Annotated in this window: 17 protein-coding genes and 1 pseudogene; 13 read left to right on the top strand and 5 right to left on the bottom strand. The window is 75.7% G+C overall.

The window, feature by feature from the left end:
• From SNE206_RS35455 to SNE206_RS35445, 3 genes and pseudogenes are all read left to right on the top strand, one after another.
• A pseudogene (locus tag SNE206_RS35455) lies at positions 1-129 on the top strand (4-hydroxy-3-methylbut-2-en-1-yl diphosphate synthase); the annotation flags it as partial.
• Between the two features lie 143 nt (positions 130-272).
• On the top strand, positions 273-1,148 hold the full coding sequence (locus SNE206_RS35450) for a GNAT family N-acetyltransferase (RefSeq protein ID WP_407917691.1): 876 nt from the start codon (positions 273-275) through the stop codon (positions 1,146-1,148).
• Between the two features lie 109 nt (positions 1,149-1,257).
• Positions 1,258-1,824, top strand: coding sequence for an N-acetyltransferase family protein (locus SNE206_RS35445; protein WP_407917688.1), 567 nt, complete (start codon positions 1,258-1,260; stop codon positions 1,822-1,824).
• Here SNE206_RS35445 and SNE206_RS35440 read toward each other — a convergent pair.
• Positions 1,797-2,717, bottom strand: coding sequence for an aminoglycoside phosphotransferase family protein (locus tag SNE206_RS35440; RefSeq protein WP_407917687.1), 921 nt, complete (start codon positions 2,715-2,717; stop codon positions 1,797-1,799). The two genes, SNE206_RS35445 and SNE206_RS35440, sit on opposite strands and share 28 nt — an antisense overlap.
• 80 nt (positions 2,718-2,797) lie before the next feature.
• The gene (locus SNE206_RS35435; RefSeq protein ID WP_407917686.1) at positions 2,798-4,003 is read right to left on the bottom strand and encodes a ferritin-like domain-containing protein; all 1,206 of its coding nucleotides are present in this window, start codon (positions 4,001-4,003) and stop codon (positions 2,798-2,800) included.
• A 238-nt stretch (positions 4,004-4,241) separates the two neighbouring features.
• On the opposite strand from SNE206_RS35435, the gene rimP reads away from it, so the two are divergent.
• The 10 genes from rimP (at position 4,242) to SNE206_RS35385 (ending at position 17,240) form a co-directional block, all read left to right on the top strand.
• A complete protein-coding gene (gene rimP / locus SNE206_RS35430) occupies positions 4,242-4,778 on the top strand; it encodes a ribosome maturation factor RimP (protein WP_407917685.1) in 537 nt (178 codons plus the stop codon).
• A gap of 51 nt (positions 4,779-4,829) precedes the next feature.
• Positions 4,830-5,831, top strand: a complete 1,002-nt coding sequence (gene nusA / locus SNE206_RS35425; protein WP_407917684.1) for a transcription termination factor NusA — start codon at positions 4,830-4,832, stop codon at positions 5,829-5,831.
• Positions 5,832-5,901: 70 nt separating this feature from the next.
• Entirely contained in the window at positions 5,902-6,195 is a 294-nt protein-coding gene (locus SNE206_RS35420) for a YlxR family protein (protein ID WP_407917690.1), read from the top strand.
• Positions 6,196-6,390: 195 nt separating this feature from the next.
• Positions 6,391-9,537, top strand: a complete 3,147-nt coding sequence (gene infB, locus SNE206_RS35415) for a translation initiation factor IF-2 (protein ID WP_407917683.1) — start codon at positions 6,391-6,393, stop codon at positions 9,535-9,537.
• Positions 9,538-9,660: 123 nt separating this feature from the next.
• Positions 9,661-9,957 carry a DUF503 domain-containing protein gene (locus tag SNE206_RS35410; RefSeq protein ID WP_407917682.1) on the top strand — a complete coding sequence of 99 codons (297 nt, stop codon included), beginning with the start codon at positions 9,661-9,663 and terminating at the stop codon, positions 9,955-9,957.
• A gap of 148 nt (positions 9,958-10,105) precedes the next feature.
• Entirely contained in the window at positions 10,106-10,546 is a 441-nt protein-coding gene (rbfA, locus tag SNE206_RS35405; protein ID WP_407917681.1) for a 30S ribosome-binding factor RbfA, read from the top strand.
• Between the two features lie 2 nt (positions 10,547-10,548).
• Positions 10,549-11,631, top strand: coding sequence for a DHH family phosphoesterase (locus tag SNE206_RS35400; RefSeq protein ID WP_407917680.1), 1,083 nt, complete (start codon positions 10,549-10,551; stop codon positions 11,629-11,631).
• 35 nt (positions 11,632-11,666) lie between these two features.
• The gene (truB, locus tag SNE206_RS35395; RefSeq protein ID WP_407917679.1) at positions 11,667-12,572 is read left to right on the top strand and encodes a tRNA pseudouridine(55) synthase TruB; all 906 of its coding nucleotides are present in this window, start codon (positions 11,667-11,669) and stop codon (positions 12,570-12,572) included.
• Positions 12,573-12,803: 231 nt separating this feature from the next.
• Positions 12,804-16,229 (top strand): serine protease, encoded by a 3,426-nt coding sequence (locus SNE206_RS35390; RefSeq protein WP_407917678.1) that lies wholly within the window; start codon positions 12,804-12,806, stop codon positions 16,227-16,229.
• 63 nt (positions 16,230-16,292) lie between these two features.
• On the top strand, positions 16,293-17,240 hold the full coding sequence (locus SNE206_RS35385) for a bifunctional riboflavin kinase/FAD synthetase (protein WP_407917677.1): 948 nt from the start codon (positions 16,293-16,295) through the stop codon (positions 17,238-17,240).
• A gap of 60 nt (positions 17,241-17,300) precedes the next feature.
• On the opposite strand, the gene SNE206_RS35380 is transcribed toward SNE206_RS35385, so the two are convergent.
• The 3 genes from SNE206_RS35380 to eccE form a co-directional block, all read right to left on the bottom strand.
• Complete coding sequence (locus SNE206_RS35380; protein ID WP_407917676.1) at positions 17,301-19,466, bottom strand: AAA family ATPase; 2,166 nt, start codon at positions 19,464-19,466, stop codon at positions 17,301-17,303.
• Positions 19,467-19,733: 267 nt separating this feature from the next.
• Complete coding sequence (locus SNE206_RS35375; protein WP_407917675.1) at positions 19,734-20,498, bottom strand: hypothetical protein; 765 nt, start codon at positions 20,496-20,498, stop codon at positions 19,734-19,736.
• Entirely contained in the window at positions 20,498-21,763 is a 1,266-nt protein-coding gene (gene eccE, locus SNE206_RS35370; protein WP_407917674.1) for a type VII secretion protein EccE, read from the bottom strand. The genes SNE206_RS35375 and eccE overlap by 1 nt, the downstream gene beginning before the upstream one ends.
• Positions 21,764-22,090 lie beyond the last annotated feature (327 nt).

The following is a 22,090-nucleotide window of genomic DNA, read 5'->3' as shown; positions in this document are numbered from 1 at the left end:
GAGGTGATCAAGACCGTTCCCGAGTCGAAGATCGTCGAGACCCTCATCGAGGAGGCGCTCAAGCTCGCCGAGCAGATGCAGGCCGAGGGCGTGGAGTCCGGCGCCCCGGTCGTCGTCGCCGCCGACTGATCCCGTCGCAGACCGGCCACGGGCCGTCCGCCGCCCTCCCGGGAGGGTGTACGGACGGCCCCCGTGGTCCCTGCCGCGACCGCCGGGGGAGTAGGGTGCGGCAGGAGTCCCCAAGTGAGGTGCCCGTGCTCGATCGAGGTGTGATGCTCCCCGGCCCCTTCCAGGTCGCGCGGGCCCTGGCGGCCACGCGGGTGCTCGACGCCTCCGACCTCGACGACGCCCTGGACGTGCTCCGTCGCGATCCGGTGGCCAACGCCTTCGTCGCCACCCGCGTGGAGGCCGTCGGGCTCGACCCGTGGCGCCTCGGCGGCGAGCTGTGGGGCTGGCACGACGAGGACGGCCGGCTGGAGTCGCTCTGCTACGCAGGCGCGAACCTCGTGCTCGTCGACGCCGGCCCGGAGGCCGTCCACGCCTTCGCCGAGCGCGCCCGGCGCCAGGGCCGCCGCTGCTCCTCCATCGTGGGCCCGTCAGGGCCCACGGCGGCGCTCTGGGCGCTGCTGGAGCGCAGCTGGGGGCCGGCCAGGGACGTCCGCGCGCACCAGCCGCTGATGGCCACCACCACGCCCTCCGCCGAGGTTGCGCCCGACCCGCTCGTCCGGCGGGTGCGCCGCAACGAGGTCGAGGCGGTGATGCCGGCCTGCGTCGCGATGTTCACCGAGGAGGTGGGGATCTCCCCGCTCGCCGGTGACGGCGGCCTGCTCTACCAGGCCCGGGTCGCCGAACTCGTCTCCGCCGGCCGCTCGTTCGCCCGGTTCGGCGACGACGGCGAGGTCGTCTTCAAGGCCGAGATCGGCGCCGTCACCGCGGGCGCCTGCCAGATCCAGGGTGTCTGGGTCGCACCGGAGCACCGTGGCCGCGGCTTCTCCGAGAGCGGCATGGCCGCCGTGCTCGCCACCGCCCTCGCGGAGGTCGCGCCGGTGGTGTCGCTGTACGTCAACGACTTCAACCTGCGCGCCCGGGCCGCCTACCGCCGGGTCGGCTTCCGCGAGGTCGGGGCGTTCATGAGCGTGCTGTTCTGATCCCGGCGCCCTGCCGTCCGGCCGCCGCGGCGCCCGTCCGGGGCAGCAGGCCGGTGCCGGACGCGCGGAACGATCACTCGACGGGGCACCGGGGGAGTACATTCCCGCCATGGAGCAGCACACCGGGGTGACGATCGAGGCCATCGACCTGGCCGCCTGGGCGCCGTACGCACTGGAGGTGCAGGCGGTGGCGTTCGGGCTGACGCCCGAGGAGGTGGCCGTCCGGCTGCACATCGTCGGACGGCACGCCCACCAGCCCGGCGTGCGGGCCCTCGGCGCCTTCGACTCCGGGCGGCTGGTCGGCTTCGGCTACGGCATGCCGAACTCCCGTGAGCACTGGTGGTCGACGGTGATCCAGCCCTACCTGGAGGCCGGCGGGTACGGCGACTGGCTGGACGGCGTCTTCGCCGTCACCGAGCTGCACGTCCTGCCCGACCACCAGGGCCGGGGCCTCGGCAGCGCCCTCATCCGCGGCCTGTGCGACGCCTCGGGCAAGGACCGCAGCATCCTGTCGGCGATCGACGCCGAGACCCCGGCGCGGCGGCTCTACCGCGCACTCGGCTACCGGGACCTCGCCCGGGCGGTGCGCTTCCCCAACACGTTCCGCCCGTACGCGGTGATGGGCGCGACGCTGCCGCTGGCGGCCGCTCACAGCCCGGCGGCGAACTCCAGGTAGAGCTCGGCGGCGTCGCCGTCGCCGACGGACAGGCTCCACAGGCCCGCCGCGACGGTGCGGAAGAGCGTCCAGCCGCGCAGCCGGTCGCGGTCGACCCCGACGGCCTCCGACAGGCGTCCCAGGCGGCGCCGGGCGGCCGCGCGCGGACCGGGCGACCCGACGAGGGTGTCCATCCGGTCCTGGACGAGCCAGGCGAGGTCGTAGGCGCGCTCGCCGACCAGCGGCTTCGGGTCGATGGCCAGCCAGGGCGCGCGGTCGGCGGCGAGGACGTTGCCGTGGTGGAAGTCGCCGTGCAGCAGGAACTGCTCCGGCTCGGAGGCGGCGAGGCCCGCCGCGGTCTCCAGGGCCTCGTCGACGAGCGGGAGCACGTCCTCGGCGCCGGGCAGGGCCCGGTGCTCCCGCAGATGCGCGGACATCCCGGCGACACGGTCCGGCACCGCCTGGAACGGATGGCCGTCCGCCGGCGGCACCCACAGGCGCCGCAGCAGGCTCGCCGCCTCCAGCATGGCCTTGTCCTCGGCGAGCGAGCGCAGCGGGATGTCGCCGTGCAGCCGCTCCAGCAGGAGGACGCCCGTCGCCGGGTCGGCGTCGAGCAGCAGGACGGCGCCGCGGCCGGCCCAGTGCTGCAGGGCGGCGTGCTCGTTCACCGTCTCCCCGGTGACGAGCCCGGCCTTGAGGACGGCGGGCGAGAGGTCGGTGTCCCGGTGCACGTGGCAGATCAGGCTGATCTGCCCGCCCGGGTCGCCGATCCGCTCCAGGGTGAGTCCCCAGCGGTCGAGGTGGGTGGCGACGAGCTCCGGCAGGGTGGCCAGCCAGGCCCGTCCGGCCTCGCCCTCCCACGCCTGGACGGTGTCGGCGAGCCGCGCGGGGATGGTGATCTGCTGCCCTGGCATCGCCGACATGCTGGCCTCTCGCTCGGTGCGCCCGGGACGGGCCGCCCGCTCATTGTCGGGCATCGGCCGGGGGCTGCCGGTCAGCTGCGCGGCGAGGCGCCCGCGGACGTGTCCGCGCCCGTGCCGGGGGTGGCGTCCGCGGAGGGGGTGGTGTCCGCGGCGGGGTCGGGCAGGCCCGGCAGGGCCGGGAGCACGGCACCCCAGTGCGCGGCCCGCAGGGCGCTCTCCCGCAGGGCCGCGGCGGCCGCCTGCCGCGCCTCGCCGGTCGTGGCGCCGACGGCGTCCGCGTAGACGGCGGTGAGCCGGGTCTCGATGTGGGCGGCGAGGCGTCCGGCGGCGGCCGCGTCGGTGACGGCGAAGGGCAGGCGGTAGCCCGCGGCGGCGGCGGCGGGCGAGGCGCCCGTGCCGGTGATGCGGCGCTCCAGACCGTCCCGCCGGGCCTGGTGCGCGGTGTAGGCAGTGCGGGCGTCGTCCCGCTGCGGGCCGGTGAGGCGGGCGCCGACCACGCCGTACCCGTAGACGGCGGCGTGCTCCGCGCCGAGGGCCGCCTGCAGCGCCACGACCGCGGCGGTCGGCGCCGCCGCGGAGGCTGCGGCGGAGCCGCCGGAGGCCGACCCGGAGGCGGGCCGGGCCGTGGCGGAGCCAGGGGACGGGGACGGGGACGCGGGTGCGGTCACCGACGCGGACGGGGACACGGATGCGGACGCGGACACGGACGCCGACGGGGACGCCGTGGTCGGCGGGGTGACGGGGCCGGTGTCGCCCAGGGCCGCCGCGTGCAGGGCGCCGGAGGCGGAGACCGCGGCCAGCAGCTCCGCCAGGGCGGGGGAGGCGGCCTCCAGGTCGGCCAGCCGGGCGCCCGCGGTCCGGCGCTCGGCGGCGGCGAGCGCGGCGACGGTCGCCACCGCCCCGCTCGCGGACGGCGACGGCGACGGCGAGGCGGTCGAGGGGGCGACGGTCGAGGGGGAGGCGGACGGCGAGGCGGGGACGGAGGCGGACGGCGATGCCGCCGGCAGTCCCTCGGCGAGTGCGGCCCGGTGCGCGGCGGTCTCCGCCCGCTGCCTCCGCAGGACGGCCGTCGCAGCCGCGTCCGCCCCCGTGGCAACGGCGTCGTAGCCGGCGAGCAGGGTGTCGGTGGCGGCGACGGCGCGGGCCCGCAGCGGCAGGTCCGGATCGGGGCGGTCCGCGCGGTCGGGATCCCGGTGGTCGTCGGTGCAGCCGGACGCCAGCAGCGTGCCGGTCAGCACACCGAGGGCCAGGACGGTCCGCCGGGTGGGGGACGGCATCGCAGGGCTCCCGCTCGCTCGGTGAGGGGCGGCGCCCCCCGGTCTCGGTGCATCATGGCACCCGGCTCCGGACGGTCCTCGGGCGCGGGGCGGGTCGTTCGGGTGTGACCTTGCTCTCGGCGGACGCTGTCACCCGGGCGGGCGGCACGGTCGGAATCGGCGGTTGCGGGGGTGACCGGATAGGCTGCGCGAGGAGTTAGCACCTGACAACAGCAGACGCGGCCGAGGAGTCACCCGGATGAGCACCCCCCAGACCGATCGGTTGCGTGCCCTGCTGGAACCGCTGGCCGCGGAGTCCGGCCTCGACCTGGAGGACGTCAAGGTCACCCAGGCCGGCAACCGCCGCCAGGTGCAGGTCGACGTGGACGCCGACGGCGGGGTGGACCTCGACGCGATCGCCGAGTTCAGCCGTCTGGTCGGACAGGCCCTGGACGACTCCGACCTCATGGGCAGTGCCGCGTACCTGCTGGAGGTCGGTTCGCCGGGCGCCGAGCGCCCCCTCCTGCAGCCGCGCCACTGGCTTCGCGCCGAGGGCCGGCTCGCCCTGATCCAGCTGGTGGAGGGCGGCGAGATCACCGCCCGCATCCTGGAGAGCGACGAGGACGGCGCGCTGGTCGAGGTGCAGCCCGTGAAGGGCCGCGGACGCCCGAAGGAGCGCCGCCTGGCCTTCGCGGAGGTCGCGAAGGCCCGCGTGCAGGTCGAGTTCAACCGCAAGGACGAGGCGCTGCTCGACGAGGTCGCGGACGCCGACGACGACGCTGACGACGACGCGTAGTCCGTTCCCGACCCCGATCATGAACCTGAAGAGAGAAGAGGAGGCGTAGCCGTGGACATCGACATGAGCGCCCTGCGTGGGCTGGTTACCGAGAAGGGCGTTCCGTTCGACCTGCTCGTCGAGTCGATCGAGTCGGCGCTCCTCATCGCGTACCACCGCACCGAGGGCTCGCGCCGCAGGGCGCGGGTGGAGCTGAACCGCAAGACCGGCCACGTGACCGTGTGGGCACTGGAGGACGCGGCCGAGCTGGACGAGGGCGTGGAGCCGAAGGAGTTCGACGACACCCCGAGCGGGTTCGGCCGGATCGCCGCGTCGACGGCCAAGCAGGTCATCCTGCAGCGCCTGCGCGACGCCGCCGACGACCAGACCTTCGGCGAGTACGCGGGCAAGGAGGGCGACATCGTCACCGGTGTCGTCCAGCAGGGCAACGACCCCAAGAACATCCTGGTCGACATCGGCAAGCTGGAGGCGATCCTGCCTCCGCAGGAGCAGGTGCCCGGCGAGGAGTACAAGCACGGCACCCGCCTGCGCTGCTACGTCGTCGGCGTGCGCCGCGGTGTCCGCGGCCCGTCGGTGACGCTGTCGCGGACCCACCCCAACCTGGTGAAGCGGCTCTTCGCGCTGGAGGTGCCGGAGATCGCCGACGGGTCGGTGGAGATCGCGGCGATCGCCCGTGAGGCCGGTCACCGCACCAAGATCGCGGTGTGGTCGCGCCGCCAGGGCCTGAACGCCAAGGGCGCCTGCATCGGCCCGAACGGCATGCGGGTGCGCGGCGTGATGGCCGAACTGCACGGCGAGAAGATCGACATCGTCGACTTCTCCGAGGACCCGGCCGAGATGGTCGCTGCCGCACTGTCCCCCGCGAGGGTGACGAAGGTCGAGATCGTGGACTACGCGCAGCGTTCCGCCCGGGTGATCGTGCCCGACTACCAGCTCTCGCTGGCGATCGGCAAGGAGGGCCAGAACGCCCGCCTGGCCGCCCGCCTGACGGGCTGGCGGATCGACATCCGGCCCGACACCGAGGTGCTGGACGGGGAATCCGCAGCGCGCTGATCGGTGGTGCACGAGGCCCGCCGTGATCGGCGGGGCGGCGCCATGTCCCTTCGGAGGGGTAGACTTGAGGTTGTCTGGCCGGACGCATGTCCGCGCATGCCCGGAACGCACCTGCGTGGGCTGCCGCAAGCGCGCGGCCAAGCATGAGCTGCTGCGTGTCGTGGTGGTCGAGGGCGCATGCGTCCCCGACGTCCGCGGCGCACTGCCGGGTCGGGGTGCACATCTGCACTCCGAGCCCGCCTGCCTCGACCTCGCGGTCCGCCGCCGGGCGTTCCCCAGGGCCTTCCGGCTCCAGGGTCCGCTCGACACCGATGACCTGCGGGCCCACGTCGAACAGCGGTCGGGTGGTGTCCCGGCGTCCTGATGCCTCAGGCGCGGCGGAGCACCGCAGGAACTGCACGGCACACGCGGTCGCGTGTGCGGTGCGAAACGTCAGGTACCTCGCGAGATGGAAGTAGGTCGAGATTGCGATGAGCACTCGATGAGTACGCGATGAGTACGCCCATGAAGTAGCGACAGTCCGGCGGACGATCACCCCGGACAGTTAGACAGGAGCGAAGTGGCTAAGGTCCGGGTATACGAGCTTGCCAAGGAACTTGGCTTGGAGAGCAAGGCCGTCATGGCCAAGCTCACCGAGCTCGGTGAGTTCGTGCGGTCGGCGTCCTCGACGATTGAGGCGCCGGTCGTTCGCAAGTTGACTGACGCTTTGGGAGCTACGCCGCCTTCCGGCGGTTCCTCCGCGAAGCCTGGCCCGCGGAAGCCCGCGGCGCCCCAGCCCGCCGGTTCCGGCGCGGCTGCACCCAAGCCGGGTGCCCCCACCCCCGGCCCGCGTCCCACCGTGACGCCGGGCCCCCGTCCTACTACGCAGGCCCCGGCCGCCGCGGCACCCGCCGCTCCGGCCGCCCCCGCGGCACCGCGTTCCGCCGGTGCGCCGACCCCGGGCCCGCGCCCGGCGGCGCGCCCCGCCTCGCCTGCCGCTCCGGTGGCTCCGGCCGCTCCGGCGGCCCCGGCCGCCCCTGCGGCCGAGTTCTCCTCCCCGGCCCCGGCCGGCGAGGCCCGTGAGCCCCGTGAGTCCCGTCCGGCCGCTGCGCGTCCGGCCAACCCCGCGGCCCGTCCGGGCCCGCGTCCGGCCGGCCCGCGTCCGGGCAACAACCCGTTCACGTCCAGCAACACGGGCATGGCCCGTCCCGGCGGCGACCGCCGTCCCGGCGGTCCGGGTGCCGGTGGCGCTCCCCGTCCGGGTGGCGACCGTCCGCGTCCGGCCGGTGCCCCCGGTGCCGGTGGCGCTCCCCGTCCGGGTGGCGACCGTCCGCGTCCGGCCGGTGCCCCCGGTGCCGAGCGCGGTCCGCGTCCCGGTGGCGACCGTCCGCGTCCGGCCGGTGCCCCCGGCGCCGAGCGCGGTCCGCGTCCCGGTGGCGACCGTCCGCGTCCCGACGGGCTGCCCCGTCCGGCGTCCCCGCGTCCGGGTGGGCCGAGCCCGTCCGGCATGCCCCGTCCGAACCCCGGCATGATGCCGCAGCGTCCGGCCGGTCCCGGCCCGCGTCCGGGCCCGCGCCCGGGCGGCGGTCCCGGTGCCCGTCCGGCCGGTCCCGGCGGCGGCGGCGCACGTCCCGGCTTCGCCGGTCGTCCGGCCGGCCCGGGTTCGCGCCCGGCCGGTGGCGGCGGCTTCGGCGGCCCGCGTCCGGGCGGCGGCGGCGGTGGCGGCGGCTTCGGCGGCGGCGGTGGCCGTCCCGGTGGCTTCGGCGGCCGTCCCGGTGGTCCGGGTGCCCGTGGTGGCACGCAGGGCGCCTTCGGCCGTGGCCCCGGTGGCCGTCCGGCCCGTGGTCGCAAGTCGAAGCGGGCGAAGCGCCAGGAGTACGAGGCCATGCAGGCCCCGTCCGTCGGCGGTGTGATGCTGCCCCGTGGCAACGGGCAGACCGTCCGCCTGTCGCGTGGTGCCTCGCTGACGGACTTCGCGGAGAAGATCAACGCCAACCCGGCCGCGCTCGTCTCGGTGATGTTCAACCTCGGTGAGATGGTCACCGCGACCCAGTCGGTCTCCGACGCCACGCTCCAGCTGCTGGCCGACGAGATGGGCTTCGTCCTGGAGATCGTCAGCCGTGACGACGAGGACCGCGAGCTGCTCGAGTCGTTCGACATCGACTTCGGTGCCGACGAGGGCGACGAGGACATGCTGGAGGCGCGCCCGCCGGTCGTCACCGTCATGGGTCACGTCGACCACGGCAAGACCCGCCTGCTCGACGCCATCCGCAAGACCAACGTGGTGGCCGGCGAGGCCGGTGGCATCACCCAGCACATCGGTGCCTACCAGGTGTCGGCGCAGGTGAACGGCGAAGAGCGTCCGATCACCTTCCTCGACACCCCCGGTCACGAGGCGTTCTCCGCCATGCGTGCCCGTGGTGCCAAGTCCACCGACATCGCGATCCTGGTGGTCGCGGCCAACGACGGTGTCATGCCGCAGACGATCGAGGCGCTCAACCACGCCAAGGCCGCCAACGTGCCGATCGTGGTCGCGGTCAACAAGATCGATGTCGAGGGTGCCGACCCGACGAAGGTCCGCGGCCAGCTGACCGAGTTCGGTCTGGTGGCCGAGGAGTACGGCGGCGACACCATGTTCGTCGACATCTCCGCGCGCCAGGGCCTGAACATCGACCAGCTGCTGGAGGCCGTGGTCCTGACCGCGGACGCCTCGCTGGACCTGCGGGCCAACCCGGAGCAGGACGCGCAGGGCATCGCCATCGAGGCGCACCTCGACAAGGGCCGCGGCGCCATGGCGACGCTGCTCGTCCAGCGCGGCACGCTCCGCGTCGGCGACTCGATCGTCGTGGGCGACGCCTACGGCCGTGTCCGCGCCATGCTCGACGAGAACGGCAACAGCCTCGCCGAGGCGGGTCCGTCCCGTCCGGTGCTGCTGCTCGGTCTCACCTCGGTGCCCCGCGCCGGCGACAGCTTCATCGTCGTCGACGAGGACCGCACGGCCCGCCAGATCGCCGAGAAGCGTGCCGCCCGCGACCGCAACGCGTCCTTCGCGCAGCGCCGCGTCCGTGTCTCGCTCGAAGGCTTCGAGGCGGCCCTGGCGGCCGGCAGCATCGAGAAGCTCAACCTCATCATCAAGGGTGACGTCTCCGGTTCCGTCGAAGCCCTTGAGGACGCCCTCGTCAAGCTCGACGTGGGCGAGGAGGTCGAGCTCCGGATCCTGCACCGCGGTGTGGGTGCCATCACCGAGTCCGACGTGGACCTGGCGATGGGTTCGGACGCCATCATCATCGGCTTCAACGTGCGCGCCGAGGGGCGTGCCCGTACCGCGGCCGAGCGCGAAGGCGTCGACATCCGGTACTACTCGGTCATCTACCAGGCGATCGAGGAGATCGAGGCGGCCCTCAAGGGCATGCTCAAGCCCGAGTACGAGGAGGTGCGCCTCGGCTCCGCGGAGATCCGCGAGGTGTTCCGTTCCTCCAAGTTCGGCAACATCGCCGGTGTGCTCGTCCGCGAGGGCGTCATCCGGCGCAACACCAAGGCCCGCCTGCTGCGCGACGGCAAGGTCGTGGCGGAGAGCCTCAACATCGAGGGTCTGCGCCGCTTCAAGGACGACGCGACCGAGGTCCGCGAGGGCTTCGAGGCCGGTGTGACCCTGGGCTCGTTCAACGACATCAAGATCGACGATGTCATCGAGACCTACGAGATGCGCGAGAAGCCGCGCGCGTAACGGTGTCGCCCGGGGCCGGTCGGCGGGAGGAAATTCCCGTCGACCGGCCCCGGTCTCGCTGTGTAGGGTCCAGGTGATCCACGGACCCTTCGAGGCCTCACAGGTCGGCGAGACCTGACACACATGTTCGTAGGAACTCTCACCTTCGACCTCCTCCTCGGCGACGTCCACTCGCTGAAGGAGAAGCGCTCGATCGTGCGGCCCATCGTGGCCGAGCTGCAGCGCAAGTACAGCGTGTGCGCTGCCGAAGTCGGGAACCAGGACCTCCACCGCAGGGCCGAGATCGGCTGTGCGGTGGTGGCCGGTGACGCCGCGTACGTCACCGACATCCTGGACAGCTGTGAGCGGCTCGTCGCAGGCCGCCCCGAGGTGATGCTGCTCTCCGCCCGGAGGCGCTACCACCATGACGACGACGAATGAGGAGCGGCGGCCGGCGGAAGTCGCGACCGTCACACCGATCAGGACCGAGAGCGCCCACAAGGCTGGGCGCGGGCAGGTACGTTGGGGCTGGGGCCCCACCGGGCGCAGGAACGGCCCGGGTACCGGACCCATCGCACGAGGAGGCACAGTGACCGACACCGCAAGGGCGCGCAAGCTCGCCGACCGCATCCAGGTGGTCGTCGCCGAGACCCTGCAGCGCCGGATCAAGGATCCGCGACTGGGCTACGTGACCATCACGGACGCCCGGGTCACCGGCGATCTGCGCGAGGCCACCGTCTTCTACACCGTCTACGGTGACGAGACCGAGCGGGAGTCCAGCGCCGCGGCGCTGGAGAGCGCCAAGGGCGTCCTCCGCTCCGAGGTCGGCCGGCAGACCGGGGTCCGGTTCACGCCGACCCTGACGTTCGTCGCGGACGCGCTGCCGGACAACGCCAAGAACATCGACGACCTGCTGGACAAGGCGCGGCAGTCCGACGCGGCGGTACGCACCGCCGCCGCCGGCGCCGCGTACGCGGGCGACGCGGACCCGTACCGCCAGCCCGGCGAGCGCGACGACGAGGACGAGTAGCCATGACCGGCGAGCCGATGGCGGCCGGTACCGCGGGGGCGGCTTCCACCAGCACGGTGGAGGCTGCCCCCGTGGCGCTTCCCGCCCCGCGCGCGGAGGCGTCCGGCCTGGAGCACGAGTGGCAGCGGGTGGTCGCGGCCGTCCGCCGGGCCGGCACGGTCGACCTGATCTGCCACATCAACCCCGACGGTGACGCACTCGGCTCCGCGCTCGCCGCGGGCCTGGCGCTGCGTGCCCTCGGCCACGAGGTCCGGGTCTCCTTCGGCGACGACCCGCAGGTCGTCCCCGAGTCGCTCGCCTTCCTGCCCGGCCAGGAGCTGATCGTGCCCGCCGCCGCCGTCCCCGACGTGCCCGAGCTGGTGCTCTGCTTCGACGTGGCCTCCGAGAGCAGGCTCGGCCTGCTCCACGACAAGGCCTTCGCCGCACCGGTGCTGGTCGTCCTCGACCACCACGCCTCCAACCCCGGCTTCGGCACGCACCGGCTGATCGACCCGGGCGCCCCCGCGACCGCCGTGCTCGTCGACGAACTGCTGCGCCGCCTCGGCGTGCCGCTCGACCGGGACCTCGCCACCTGCCTGTACACCGGCGTCGCCACCGACACCGGCTCCTTCAAGTACGCCGCCACCACCCCGGCCACCCACGAGTTCGCCGCCCGGCTGCTGGCCACCGGCATCCGGCACGACCTCATCTCCCGCCGCCTCTGGGACACCTCCTCCTTCGGCTACCTCAAGGTCCTCGCGGGCGCCCTCGGGCGCGCGGTGTACGAGCCCGCCGCCGCCGGCGGCCTGGGCCTCGTCTGGACCTGGGTGCCGTACGAGGAACTCGTGCTGCACGGCGTGACCGTCGAGGAGATCGAGGGCCTGATCGACGTGCTGCGCCGTCCCGCCGAGGCCGAGGTGGCACTCGTGCTCAAGCAGGACCCGGACGGCACCCTGCGCGGCTCCTGCCGTGCGAAGGGCGCCGTGGACGTCGCCGCGGTCTGCGCCGAACTCGGCGGCGGCGGCCACGTCTACGCCGCCGGATTCGCCGTCCGCGACGGCGTCGAGACCACCGTGGCGCGCTTCCGGGCCGCGCTGCCCTCCTGATCCGCCCCCGATCCGTCCACCTGCAGAGAGAACCGATGAAGCGCAAGGGAACCGGCCCCGACGGCCTGGTCGTCGTCGACAAGCCGGAGGGCATCACCTCGCACGGCGTGGTCGCGAAACTCCGGTGGCTCGCCGGCACCCGCAAGGTCGGCCACGCGGGCACCCTGGACCCGATGGCCACCGGCATCCTGGTGATCGGCGTCGAGCGGGCCACCCGCCTGCTCGGCCACCTGATGCTCACCAGCAAGACCTACGAGGCGACGGTCCGGCTCGGCCAGACCACGGTCACCGACGACCGGGAGGGCGAGGTCACCGCCTCCGTCCCCGCCGACGCGGTGACGCGCGACGCGGTCGACGCCCAGGTCGCGCTGCTCACCGGCGAGATCATGCAGGTGCCGTCCAAGGTCTCCGCCATCAAGATCGACGGCAAGCGCTCCTACGCCCGCGTCCGCGAGGGCGAGGACTTCGAGCTGGCGGCCCGGCCGACGACCGTGCACTCCTTCACCGTGCACGCGCAGCGCGCCGCCGTCGCGGAGGACGGCACCCCGGTGACCGACCTCGACGTGACCGTCGAGTGCTCCTCCGGCACGTACATCCGCGCCCTCGCCCGCGACCTCGGCGCCGCCCTCGGCGTCGGCGGCCACCTCACCGCGCTGCGCCGCACCAGGGTCGGCCCGTACGGGCTGGAGCACGCCCGCACCCTGGAGCAGCTGGAGGAGAAGCTGGAGGTGCTCCCGATCGCGGAGGCCGCGGCGGCCGCCTTCCCGCGCTGGGACGTCGACGCCGACCAGGCACGGATGATCTCCACCGGTGTGAAGCTGCCGGCGCCCGGCCTCGGCGTGGACGGGCCCATCGCGGTCTTCGACCCGGACGGACGCTTCCTCGCCCTGGTCGAGGAGCGCGGCGCCAGCGCGAAGCCGGTCGCGGTCTTCGTCGGCTGACGGCCACCACCCCCGTCCCTTCCCCGTCCGGGTGACACCCGTCCTCGGCGGACGTCCCTCCTCCGGGCGACGTCCGCCCGCCCGCGTTCTCACCCGTACGGGCGAGCGCGCGAGGTGAACGGACGTGGTGAACGGCGTGTGCGCGGTGGCACGCCCCTCACCCAGGGCACCCTCCCGGCGGCAGGTACGCGGCCGGCCTCCTTCCCCGGCCGGCGGGAGGGGGCACCACCCATGGCGGGCAGGCACCAGTACGGCGGCACGGCGCACGGCGGCGACGGCGCTCCGCCCGGGCGGCCCGGCTGGGCACCCGTCGCCGTCACCGACGTGCACGGGCACCCCACCGGCCTCGCCCTGCCCCTCGACCGGCACGGCACCCTGGCCGCCCCGCTGGAGGCCCTGACGGGCCCCGACGGGCCCGTCCTGCACCTGCCCGGCGGCCGCACCGCCACCCTCGCCCCGGGCAGCGTCCACGCCCTCGGCACGTCCGGCCTCGCCCTGCTGCACACCGCACCGCCCGACCGGTCGGCACAGCCCGCACAGCCCGACGGGCCCGAGCGGCCCGGCCGCACCGACGGCCCGCACCCGGCGGTCGCCGCCCTCCGCGAGGACGCGGCCCTGGCCGTCCTGCACCGGCCCGCGCCGGACGCCGCCCCGGTGCTCCTGCCCTGCACCCCCGCCGGGCGGCTCCACGCCCCGGCAGCCGTGCTGCTGAGGCTCCCCGCCACCGCCGTACCGCCCGCCGCCGGGGCGCCCGTCGTCGACACCGCCACCGGCGCCGTCGTCGCCCTCCTCGCACCCGGCCTGACCGGTGCCCGCGCGGACACCGCCGCCGCCCTGCCGCTCGCCCACGCCCTGCCCGCCGACCTGCTGCTGCGCAACGCCGAGAGCGCCCCCGCCTTCGGAGCGGCGCTCAACCTCGGCGGGGTCCTCGCGCTCGCCGCCGTCGCACTCGCCTCCGCCACCGCCGGGCCCTGCCCGGTCGCGGCACTCGCCGCCGACCGGGTCGAACGCCCCGACGGCCTCACCGGCGAGGAGCCCACCGCCACGCTCACCGTGCTGCAGGGCGCCGCGGGCAGCGGACGCAGCACCGAACTCGCCGCCCTCGCCGCCCGCCGGTCCGCCCGGCCGCACCCCCTGCCGACGCTCTGGCTGCGCGGCGCCGACCTCGCACCCGCGGACGGCTCCCTCGCCGAGGCCCTCCACCGCGCCCTCGCCGCCGCCGCCCGCACCCTCGGCGTCCCCGCCCCCGCCCCGGACGAGACGGCCCGGCTCTGCGCCGCCGCCGACCGCCCCCTGCTGGTGCTGCTCGACGCCCCCGAGGAGGCGCCCGCACCGCCGGCCGCCGCCTGGCACACCGCCACCCGGCACTGGCTCGCCGCGCACGGCGCACGGCTGCTGCTGGCATGCCGCCCGGAGAGCCGCCCGGGCGGCCCCGGCCCCGTCCTCCACCTCGGCCCGCTGCCGCCCGACACCGCCCGGCAGGTCGCCCGGCGGCACGGCGCCGACCCTGCGCAGCTCCCGCCCGCCGACGCCGGCCACCCGCAGGCCCTGCGCACGGCCGGCGAACTCCGGACGGCCGGGCTGACCGCGGCCCCCGCCGACCGCGACGCCCTCTACGCGGCCCACCTCGACCTCCAGTGCCTGCGCATCGCCCGCCGGACCACCGCCGACGACGACCGCCCCCGCGGGGCCCACCGCCGCGGCGCGCCCCCGCCGCGCGGCGAGGACGCGAGCCGGCTGCGGCGCACCGCCGCCCGCATCGCCGGACGCGTCCACGAGGCCGCCCGGCTGCTCCTCGCCACCGGCCACGCGGCGCTGACCGCCGAAGAGTTCGACGGGCTGTTCCCCGCAGCGGGCGGCTGGCGGCGGGCCGTGCTGGCCGAGGGCCTGTTCGCCCGCGCGGGCGACGGCTACCGGCTCGCCCGCGAGGACCACGCCGACCGGCTGCAGGGCCGGCACCTCGACGTCGACCGCGCGCTCGACCTGCTCCTCCTGCCCTCCGGCGCCACCCCCGGCGCCACTCCCGCCCCGGGCGCCACCCCCGACCCGGCCGCCGCGGACCACCCCGGGGCAGCCTCCGCCGCCGCCTGCCCCGCCGTGCCGCGCCACCGCCTCGCGACCGTGGCCGCCGCCCTGCGCCCGCCCCACCCCACGGACGGCGGCACCGCCCTCGCCACCCGCCTCGACCGGCTCCGCCGCACCCTCGACACCGCCCCGCCCGACGGCGCCGCCGCATGGTGGGCGGCAGCCCTCCTCGCCGCCGTCCTGCCGGACCTCCCGCACCCCGCGGCCCACCGCCCGCTGCTCGACCACCTCACCCGGCACCCCGCCTTCGGGCCCGACTGGTGGGCCGCCCTGCCGCTCGCCCCGGCCGACCGGTTCGCCCTGCTGCGCCGCCTCGTGCGCACGGACCCGCCCGGACGCCCGTACCGCGCGGCCGCGGCCGCCCTGCTCACCGCCGACCCCCGCACCGCGATGCCGCTGCTCTGCACGTGGTTCGCCGACGCCGGGCCGCTCGGCGACGGCACCGGCGCCACCGTCGCCGACCTCGCCCGTGACCTCCTGCACACCCACCGCCTGCTCGCCCTCGACGAGTTGACGGACGCCCTGGCCGCCGCCGGCCATCCGCGGGCCGACGCCCTGCTCGCCGAACTCGCCGCCGACGAGCCGTCCGCGCTCTGCCGGGCCGTCGACCGCTGGAGCCACGACCCGCGGCCCGAACGCCACGTCGCCGCCGCCGTGCACGCGGTGCGGGCCGCCCCGCACGCGGGCCCGGCCGGCCTGCGGCTGCTCCGCCACACCGCCCTCACCCTGCTCGCCCGCACGGAGGAACCCGCCCTGCACGGCGCCGCGCTCGTCGTGCTCGTCCGGGATCCGGAGAGCCGGGCCGAGCACCTCCCGCGCGCCCTGGCCGCGTACGCCGCCGACGACCCCTTCGTCGACGCCGACGCGCTCGCCCCCGCCCTCGCCGACCACCCCGCGGCCGTGGTGGGCGCCGTACGGCGCAGGCTCGCGGGCCCCGCCGCACCCGTCGCGGACGCGCTGCGCCTGCTCGCCGGTGCCCGCGACCCGCGGGTCGCCCGCCAGGGCGTCCTCGTCGCCGCCGACCAGCTGTGCGAACACCCCGAACGGGCAGGGCAGTTGGCCGCACACCTCGACGCGCTGCTGGCCGCCGGGCACGACGCCGGACCGCTGGTCGCCGCGGTCGTCACCGCGCCCGCCCCCGTCCGCAAGGTCTTCGCCCCGGTGCTCGCCACCGCCGACGACCCCGGCCGCGACCGGCTGCTCGACACCCTGCTCGCCGCCGAACGCGACCCCGGAGTGCTCGCCGCCGTGCTCGACCGGATCGCCGACACCTGCGCCGCCGCCCGCCCCGAACGCACCCGCGAGGTCGTCCGCCGGATCGCCGCCCGCTGGCCCGGCGCGGACACCGCACTGACCCGCACGGCCGACCGCGTCGCGGCCTTCTCCCGGCTGCTCGCCGAGTGGCCCGACACCGCCGCGCCGCTCCCCAACGGCCCGTACACCGCCCGCCGGCGGCCCCGCACGGCCTCCGGAGGCGACCCGCAGCACCCCGTGGCCGGCCCCGGAGCGGCCACGGACCGCGCCGAGGCCATTCCGGTGCCGGAGCAGGGACGGGCGCATGGCACGCTATAGGGGTTCGGGTTGAGTGTTCGAGTGCCCCTGCGGGGGCGCGGCAGAGGGACAAGGAGCGGTCAGGTGCAGCGCTGGCGTGGCCTGGAGGAGATCCCCGGGGACTGGGGGCGCAGCGTCGTCACCATCGGATCGTTCGACGGTGTGCACCGCGGCCACCAGCTCATCATCAGCCGGGTGGTCGAGCGCGCCCGCGAAGTCGGCGCCAAGGCCGTGGTGGTCACCTTCGACCCCCACCCGAGCGAGGTCGTGCGGCCCGGCAGCCACCCGCCGCTGCTCGCCCCGCAGCCCCGGCGGGCCGAACTGATCGAGGCCCTCGGCGTCGACGCGGTGCTGGTACTGCCGTTCACCCTGGAGTTCTCCCAGGAGTCGCCGGAGTTCTTCGTGCAGCAGGTGCTCGTCGACGCGCTGCGCGCCAAGCGCGTCGTCGAGGGGCCGAACTTCCGCTTCGGCCACCGCGCCGCGGGCAACGTCGCCCTGCTCGCCGAGCTCGGGGCCGCCGACGACTTCGAGGTCGAGGTGCTCGACCTCCAGGTGACCGGCTCCGCGGGCGACGGCGAGGCGTTCTCCTCCAGCCTGTGCCGCCGGCTCGTCGCCGCCGGCGACCTCGGCGGGGTCGCCGAGGTGCTCGGCCGCCCGCACCGGGTCGAGGGCATCGTGGTGCGCGGCGCCCAGCGCGGCCGCGAGCTCGGATTCCCCACCGCCAACGTCGAGACGGTGCCGCACAGCGCGATCCCCGCCGACGGCGTGTACGCGGGCTGGCTCACCGCCGACGGCGAGCGGATGCCCGCCGCGATCTCGGTGGGCACCAACCCCACGTTCGACGGCACCGCGCGCACCGTCGAGGCGTACGCCATCGACCGGGTCGGCCTCGACCTCTACGGGATGCACGTGGCGGTCGACTTCCTCGCCTACCTGCGCGGCATGGAGAAGTTCGACTCCATCGACGCGCTCCTGGAGCGGATGGCCGACGACGTGAAGCAGGCCCGCGAGCTCACCGACACCGCCGGCTGACCGGCCGCACGCACGCCGCAGGCCCCCGACGTCCGGCGTCGGGGGCCTGCGGCGTTCCGCTCAGTGCTGCGGCGGGTAGCCGTAGCCGGGCGGCGGGGGCTGCTGCCCCTCCTGCGGCGGCGGGTAGCCGTACCCCTGCTGCCCGCCCTGCTGCCACTCCTGCGGCAGCTGCTGCCCGCCCGGCTGGGCCGGCGGCTGCTGCCCGTAGCCGGGCGGCGGGGCCTGGCCCGGCTGCGCCCACGGCGCGCCCGGTGCGGGCTGCCCGGCGTAGCCGCCCTGCTGCGGGTAGCCCTGCTGCGGCGGGTACGGCTGCTGGTGCTGCGGCTGCGGCGGCATCGGCTGGTAGCCCTGCTGCTGCGCCCACGCGGCCTGCTGGGCGTGCTGCGCGCGGGCGATGTCCTCGCCGACCAGGGTGGCCAGCTCGAAGTAGGCGTCCCGCACCTTGGGCCGCATCATCACGAGGTTGACCTCGGCGCCGGCCGCCAGGCTCTCGTCGAACGGCACCACGACGACACCGCGGCAGCGGGTCTGGAAGTGCGCGACGATGTCCTCCACCTTGATCATCTTGCTGGTCTCGCGCACCCCGGACACCACCGTGATGCTGCGCTGCACCAGGTCGGCGTAGCCGTGCGCGGAGAGCCAGTCCAGCGTGGTGGAGGCGCTGGAGGCGCCGTCCACGCTCGGCGTGGAGACGACGATGAGCTGGTCGGCGAGGTCGAGCACACCGCGCATCGCGCTGTAGAGCAGACCGGTGCCGGAGTCCGTCAGGATGATCGGGTAGTGCTGGCCCAGCACCTGGATGACCTGGCGGTAGTCGGAGTCGTCGAAGGTCGTCGAGACCGCCGGGTCGACGTCGTTCGCCAGGATCTCCAGGCCCGAGTTGAGGTCCTGCGAGGTGAACTGACGGATGTCCATGTAGCTGCGCAGGTGCGGGATGGCGGTCACCAGGTCGCGGATGGTCGCGCCGGTCTGGCGCTTCACCCGGCGGCCGAGCGTACCGGCGTCCGGGTTGGCGTCGATCGCGATGACCTTGTCCTGGCGCTCGCTGGCGAGCGTCGCACCGAGGGCCGTCGTCGTGGTGGTCTTGCCGACACCGCCCTTGAGGCTGATCACCGCGATCCGGTAGCAGCTCATCACCGGCGTGCGGATGATCTCCAGCCGGCGCGCCCGGTCCGCCTGCGCCTGCTTGCCGCCGAACTGGAACCGCGGCTGCTGCCGCTGCACCTTCGGCTGGCCCTTCAGCAGCCGGTCCGAGGAGAGCTCCACCGCCGCGGTGTAGCCGAGCGCGGCGCCGTGCGCCGTCGACTGCTGCGGGCCGGGCTGCTGGAACGCCACCGGAGCCTGCGGCACCCCGCCCTGCTGCGGGTAGCCCTGCTGGTACGGCTGGGGCTGCTGTTGCTGTTGCTGCGGCTGCGGCGGCTGCTGCTGCTGGGCCTGCGGCCAGCCGCCGGTCCGCGGGTCGACCGGCGGACCGGGCGGGCCGGGCTGCACGGGCCCGGGCTGCACGGGGCCGGGTCCGGGCCCGGCGTTCGGGTACGGCTGGGGCGGCCACGGACCGGGCTGCGGCTGCGGCTGGTACTGCTGGTACGGCGGCACCGGGCCCGGCGGCGGCACGGGCGGGCCGGGCTGCTGCACGGGCACGGGCTGCACGGGGGCCTGCTGGACCGGCGCGGGCTGCACGGGAGCCGGAGCGGCCTGCACGGCCTGCTCCTGGGCGGGCGGCCAGGGCTGCGGCGCCGGCTGCTCCTGCACCGGGGCGGGCTGCACGGCCTGCACCTCGACCACCGGCGCGGGCTGCTCCGCCACCGGCGCGATCTGCTCCGCCACCGGGACGGGCGCGGGCGCGGGCACCGGCGCCGGCTGCTCGACGGCGGGCGGCTGCTCGTGCACGACCGGAGCCGGCGCGGCGACGACCGGCGCGGGAGCGGGCGCCGGGGCCGGGACGGGAGCAGGAGCCGGGACGGGAGCGGGTGCCGGGACATGGCTCTGCACCGGCGCGGGAGCGGGCGCCGGGACAGGAGCAGGCCCGGGGGCCGGGGTCGGCGGAGGTGCCGTGGAGTTCTGCGGCACGGCGGGGGCCGGCACCGGCGCCGGGGCCGCCTGCTCGGGCGCACCCGCGCTCTGCGTGTACCAGGACGGGGGAGCGTAGTCGGGCTCGTCGGACCAGTCGTCGTCGTCCTCCGCCGCGTTGTCGCCGACGTAGACGCCGTCCCGATCGCTGCTCACTGGGGCTCCCTCGTTTTCGTCGCCGCTGTTCGCGGTGGGTCGGGCACCAAGACTAGGACGTGATCCGCGGTCACCTGAAGGCGGTACCGGATGCGGTACCGCTGCGGGCACGGCGGTGCGCCGCCCGCAGAACCACCTGAAGGGTGAACGCCGAGACGTTCACCCTCTCTTCCCCGTCCCCTGCACGGGCGGCCCGAAACGGGCGGTCACGGACACGGGTCCGCGGCGGCAGCTGCCGCCGCGGACCCGTCGGCCCCGGGACGGTGCTCAGTCCATGCGGCGCGGGCCGCCCAGCACCTGGGCCTCGGCCTCGCCGGGGTTGGTCATCACGTACTGGCGCTGCATGCGGGTCGCCCACAGCGTGATGTTCTCGCCGAGCGTGGGCAGCGCCGCGACCTCGTGGTCGCCGAGCGACAGGATGCGGGCGACGATCTCCGTCTCCTGCGGGGAGATCCGCTGCACGCCGACCAGGTCGGCGGCGTTGAGCACCCGGCCGGCGTTGGGGCCGAGGTACGGCAGCAGGGTCAGCGTGGTCTGCCACGGGGCGGCGGAGAGCCGGCTGCGCGGCGGACGTGCGCCGAGGTCGCGGACGACCAGCACCGGCGAGGCGACCGACGCGCCCTGCGGTCCGAGCCGGCCGGTCTGGTGCACGGTCACGCACGGCTGGCCGCCGCCGGCGGCCTGCGCCATCGGCGCCCACGCCTGGGGCCGGCCGGTCTCGACGGCCACCCGGGCGCCGGTCGCGGCCGCGCGCAGGGCGATGACCTGGGCCGTCCACATGCCGCCGACCAGCACCACGTCGTACGGGTTCGGCCGGAAGAGGCCGATCACGGCGGGCTGCTGCTGCGGGTCGACGCCGATGACGACGCCGTCGTCGCCGACGGGGAAGGACAGCGCGCCGAGGTCCTCCGTGGTGAGCACGTGCTTCTCGCGGCGCGGGCCGCGCAGGCCGAAGCCGGGCCGCACACGGGCCGGGCGGGCCGGTTCGGCGGCGGGCTGCGCGGCCTGGGTGGGGTAGGACTGATAGGCCATCAGGAAGTCCCTCCCAGGGGCAGCGTGGCGAGCAGGCCGGGTGCCTGCTCCTGGTCGAGCCGGGTCAGGCCGATCCCGGCGTTGTGCGCGCGCGACTCCACGAGCCGTCCGACCTGGGCGAGTTCGCTCTCGCTGCGGCCGGTGACCCGCACGTGGCCGCTGACGGCGACCGATCCGCCGGTGCCGCGGCTCGCGGTCAGGCTGAAGGTGCTGGCCAGCGCGGGCGTGCCGGTGACCAGGTTGACGAGGTCGGGCGCGGAGATCCGGCCCGGCGCCCCGCCCGGCCGGCTGAGCTGCGGCCACTTGGAGATCCAGAACGTGCTGTGCCAGCGGTCGTCGATCCGCCAGAACTTGCTGCTCTCCTGGGTGCGGCGGGCCGCGGCCGCGCCGCCGCCGCCGCTGCCCTGGCGGCCGGCCACGGCCACCGGGTTGGCGCAGATCGAGATCGCCAGGGCGGCGATCAGCTCGCGCTCGTCGAGCACGGTGGCGGTGAACCCGGCGGCGTTCAGCCGGCCGGCGAGCTGGTCGGTGACGCGCTGCAGGGTCTTGCGGGCGCCCTCCTCGCCGCCGCCGCGGGCGAGCACGGCCGTGGCCGCGGTCTCCGGGTTCAGCTTGAGCGCCACCCAGGTGAGCCGGAGCGCCGGGGTGGCGGGGCCGTCCTGGAGCTGGTGGTAGGCGCGGGCCGCGAGCGACTGGTCCGGCAGGTGCGGCGCCGGGGCGGGCTGGGTGTGCTGCACGAGCTGCACGGACTCCAGCCCGATGTCGTCGACCTGGAGGGCGGAGCAGATCACGTCGAGCGGCAGCGGCAGGGCCGTGCGGACGGGCCGCAGCGGCAGGTCCTTGGCCTGCACGAGCAGCACCGACGTGAAGAAGGTGCCGTCGCCGACCATGCCGGTCTCGCGGCGGATCGGCCGGCCGTCGCCGAGGTCGGTCTCGGTGGCGTGGGTGTACGTGCGCAGCGCGGGCTCGACCTCCAGCGCGGGCGCCAGGGCGGGGTCGGTGCCGGGCGGCGGCACGTTGTACTGGGCCTCGCGGCGGCGGGCCTTCATCGCCGAGCGCACCCGCAGGGCCCCCGGCAGGGTGTGGCCGCGCAGCGGGACGAGGCCGACGATCACCAGGAGGGCGGCGGGCACGGCGAAGGCGCCGGCCATGGCCGGGTCGATCGTCCAGCCGACCGCGACGAGTGCCGCGGCGACCTCCAGCAGCACCAGCTGCTGCAGCCGCAGGCGTTTGCCGAGCAGGCCGGGCCGGGGATGCACCTTCACGGCCACCGGCGAGGTGGGTGCGGGACGGCTGCGGCGTCCGTCCGGGTCGGGGCGCCGTCCGCCGGCCCTGCGGCCGTGCGGAGCGCTGCGTCGGGCTGGAGCGGTCTGGCTTGGCATCCCCCGATGGACCTCTCTGCTCTGATGTCACGGCCCGGTCGGCCGGTCGGCGTACCGTACCCGTTACCGTACTCACCGTCTGCTGCCGCATCGTAGAGGGTTGAGTACGTCCGGTGCCCTCGGGGGTGCCTCGGCCCGGGGCCGGGGGAGGCTGGCAGACTCGCGCACGGCGAACGTGCGCTGACGGCCGGACAGACGCGGTCACACAGG

The organism is Kitasatospora sp. NE20-6 (assembly GCF_045862635.1).
The sequence above is the reverse complement of the archived record's forward strand: the minus strand, read 5'-3'. Positions and strand labels throughout refer to the sequence as shown.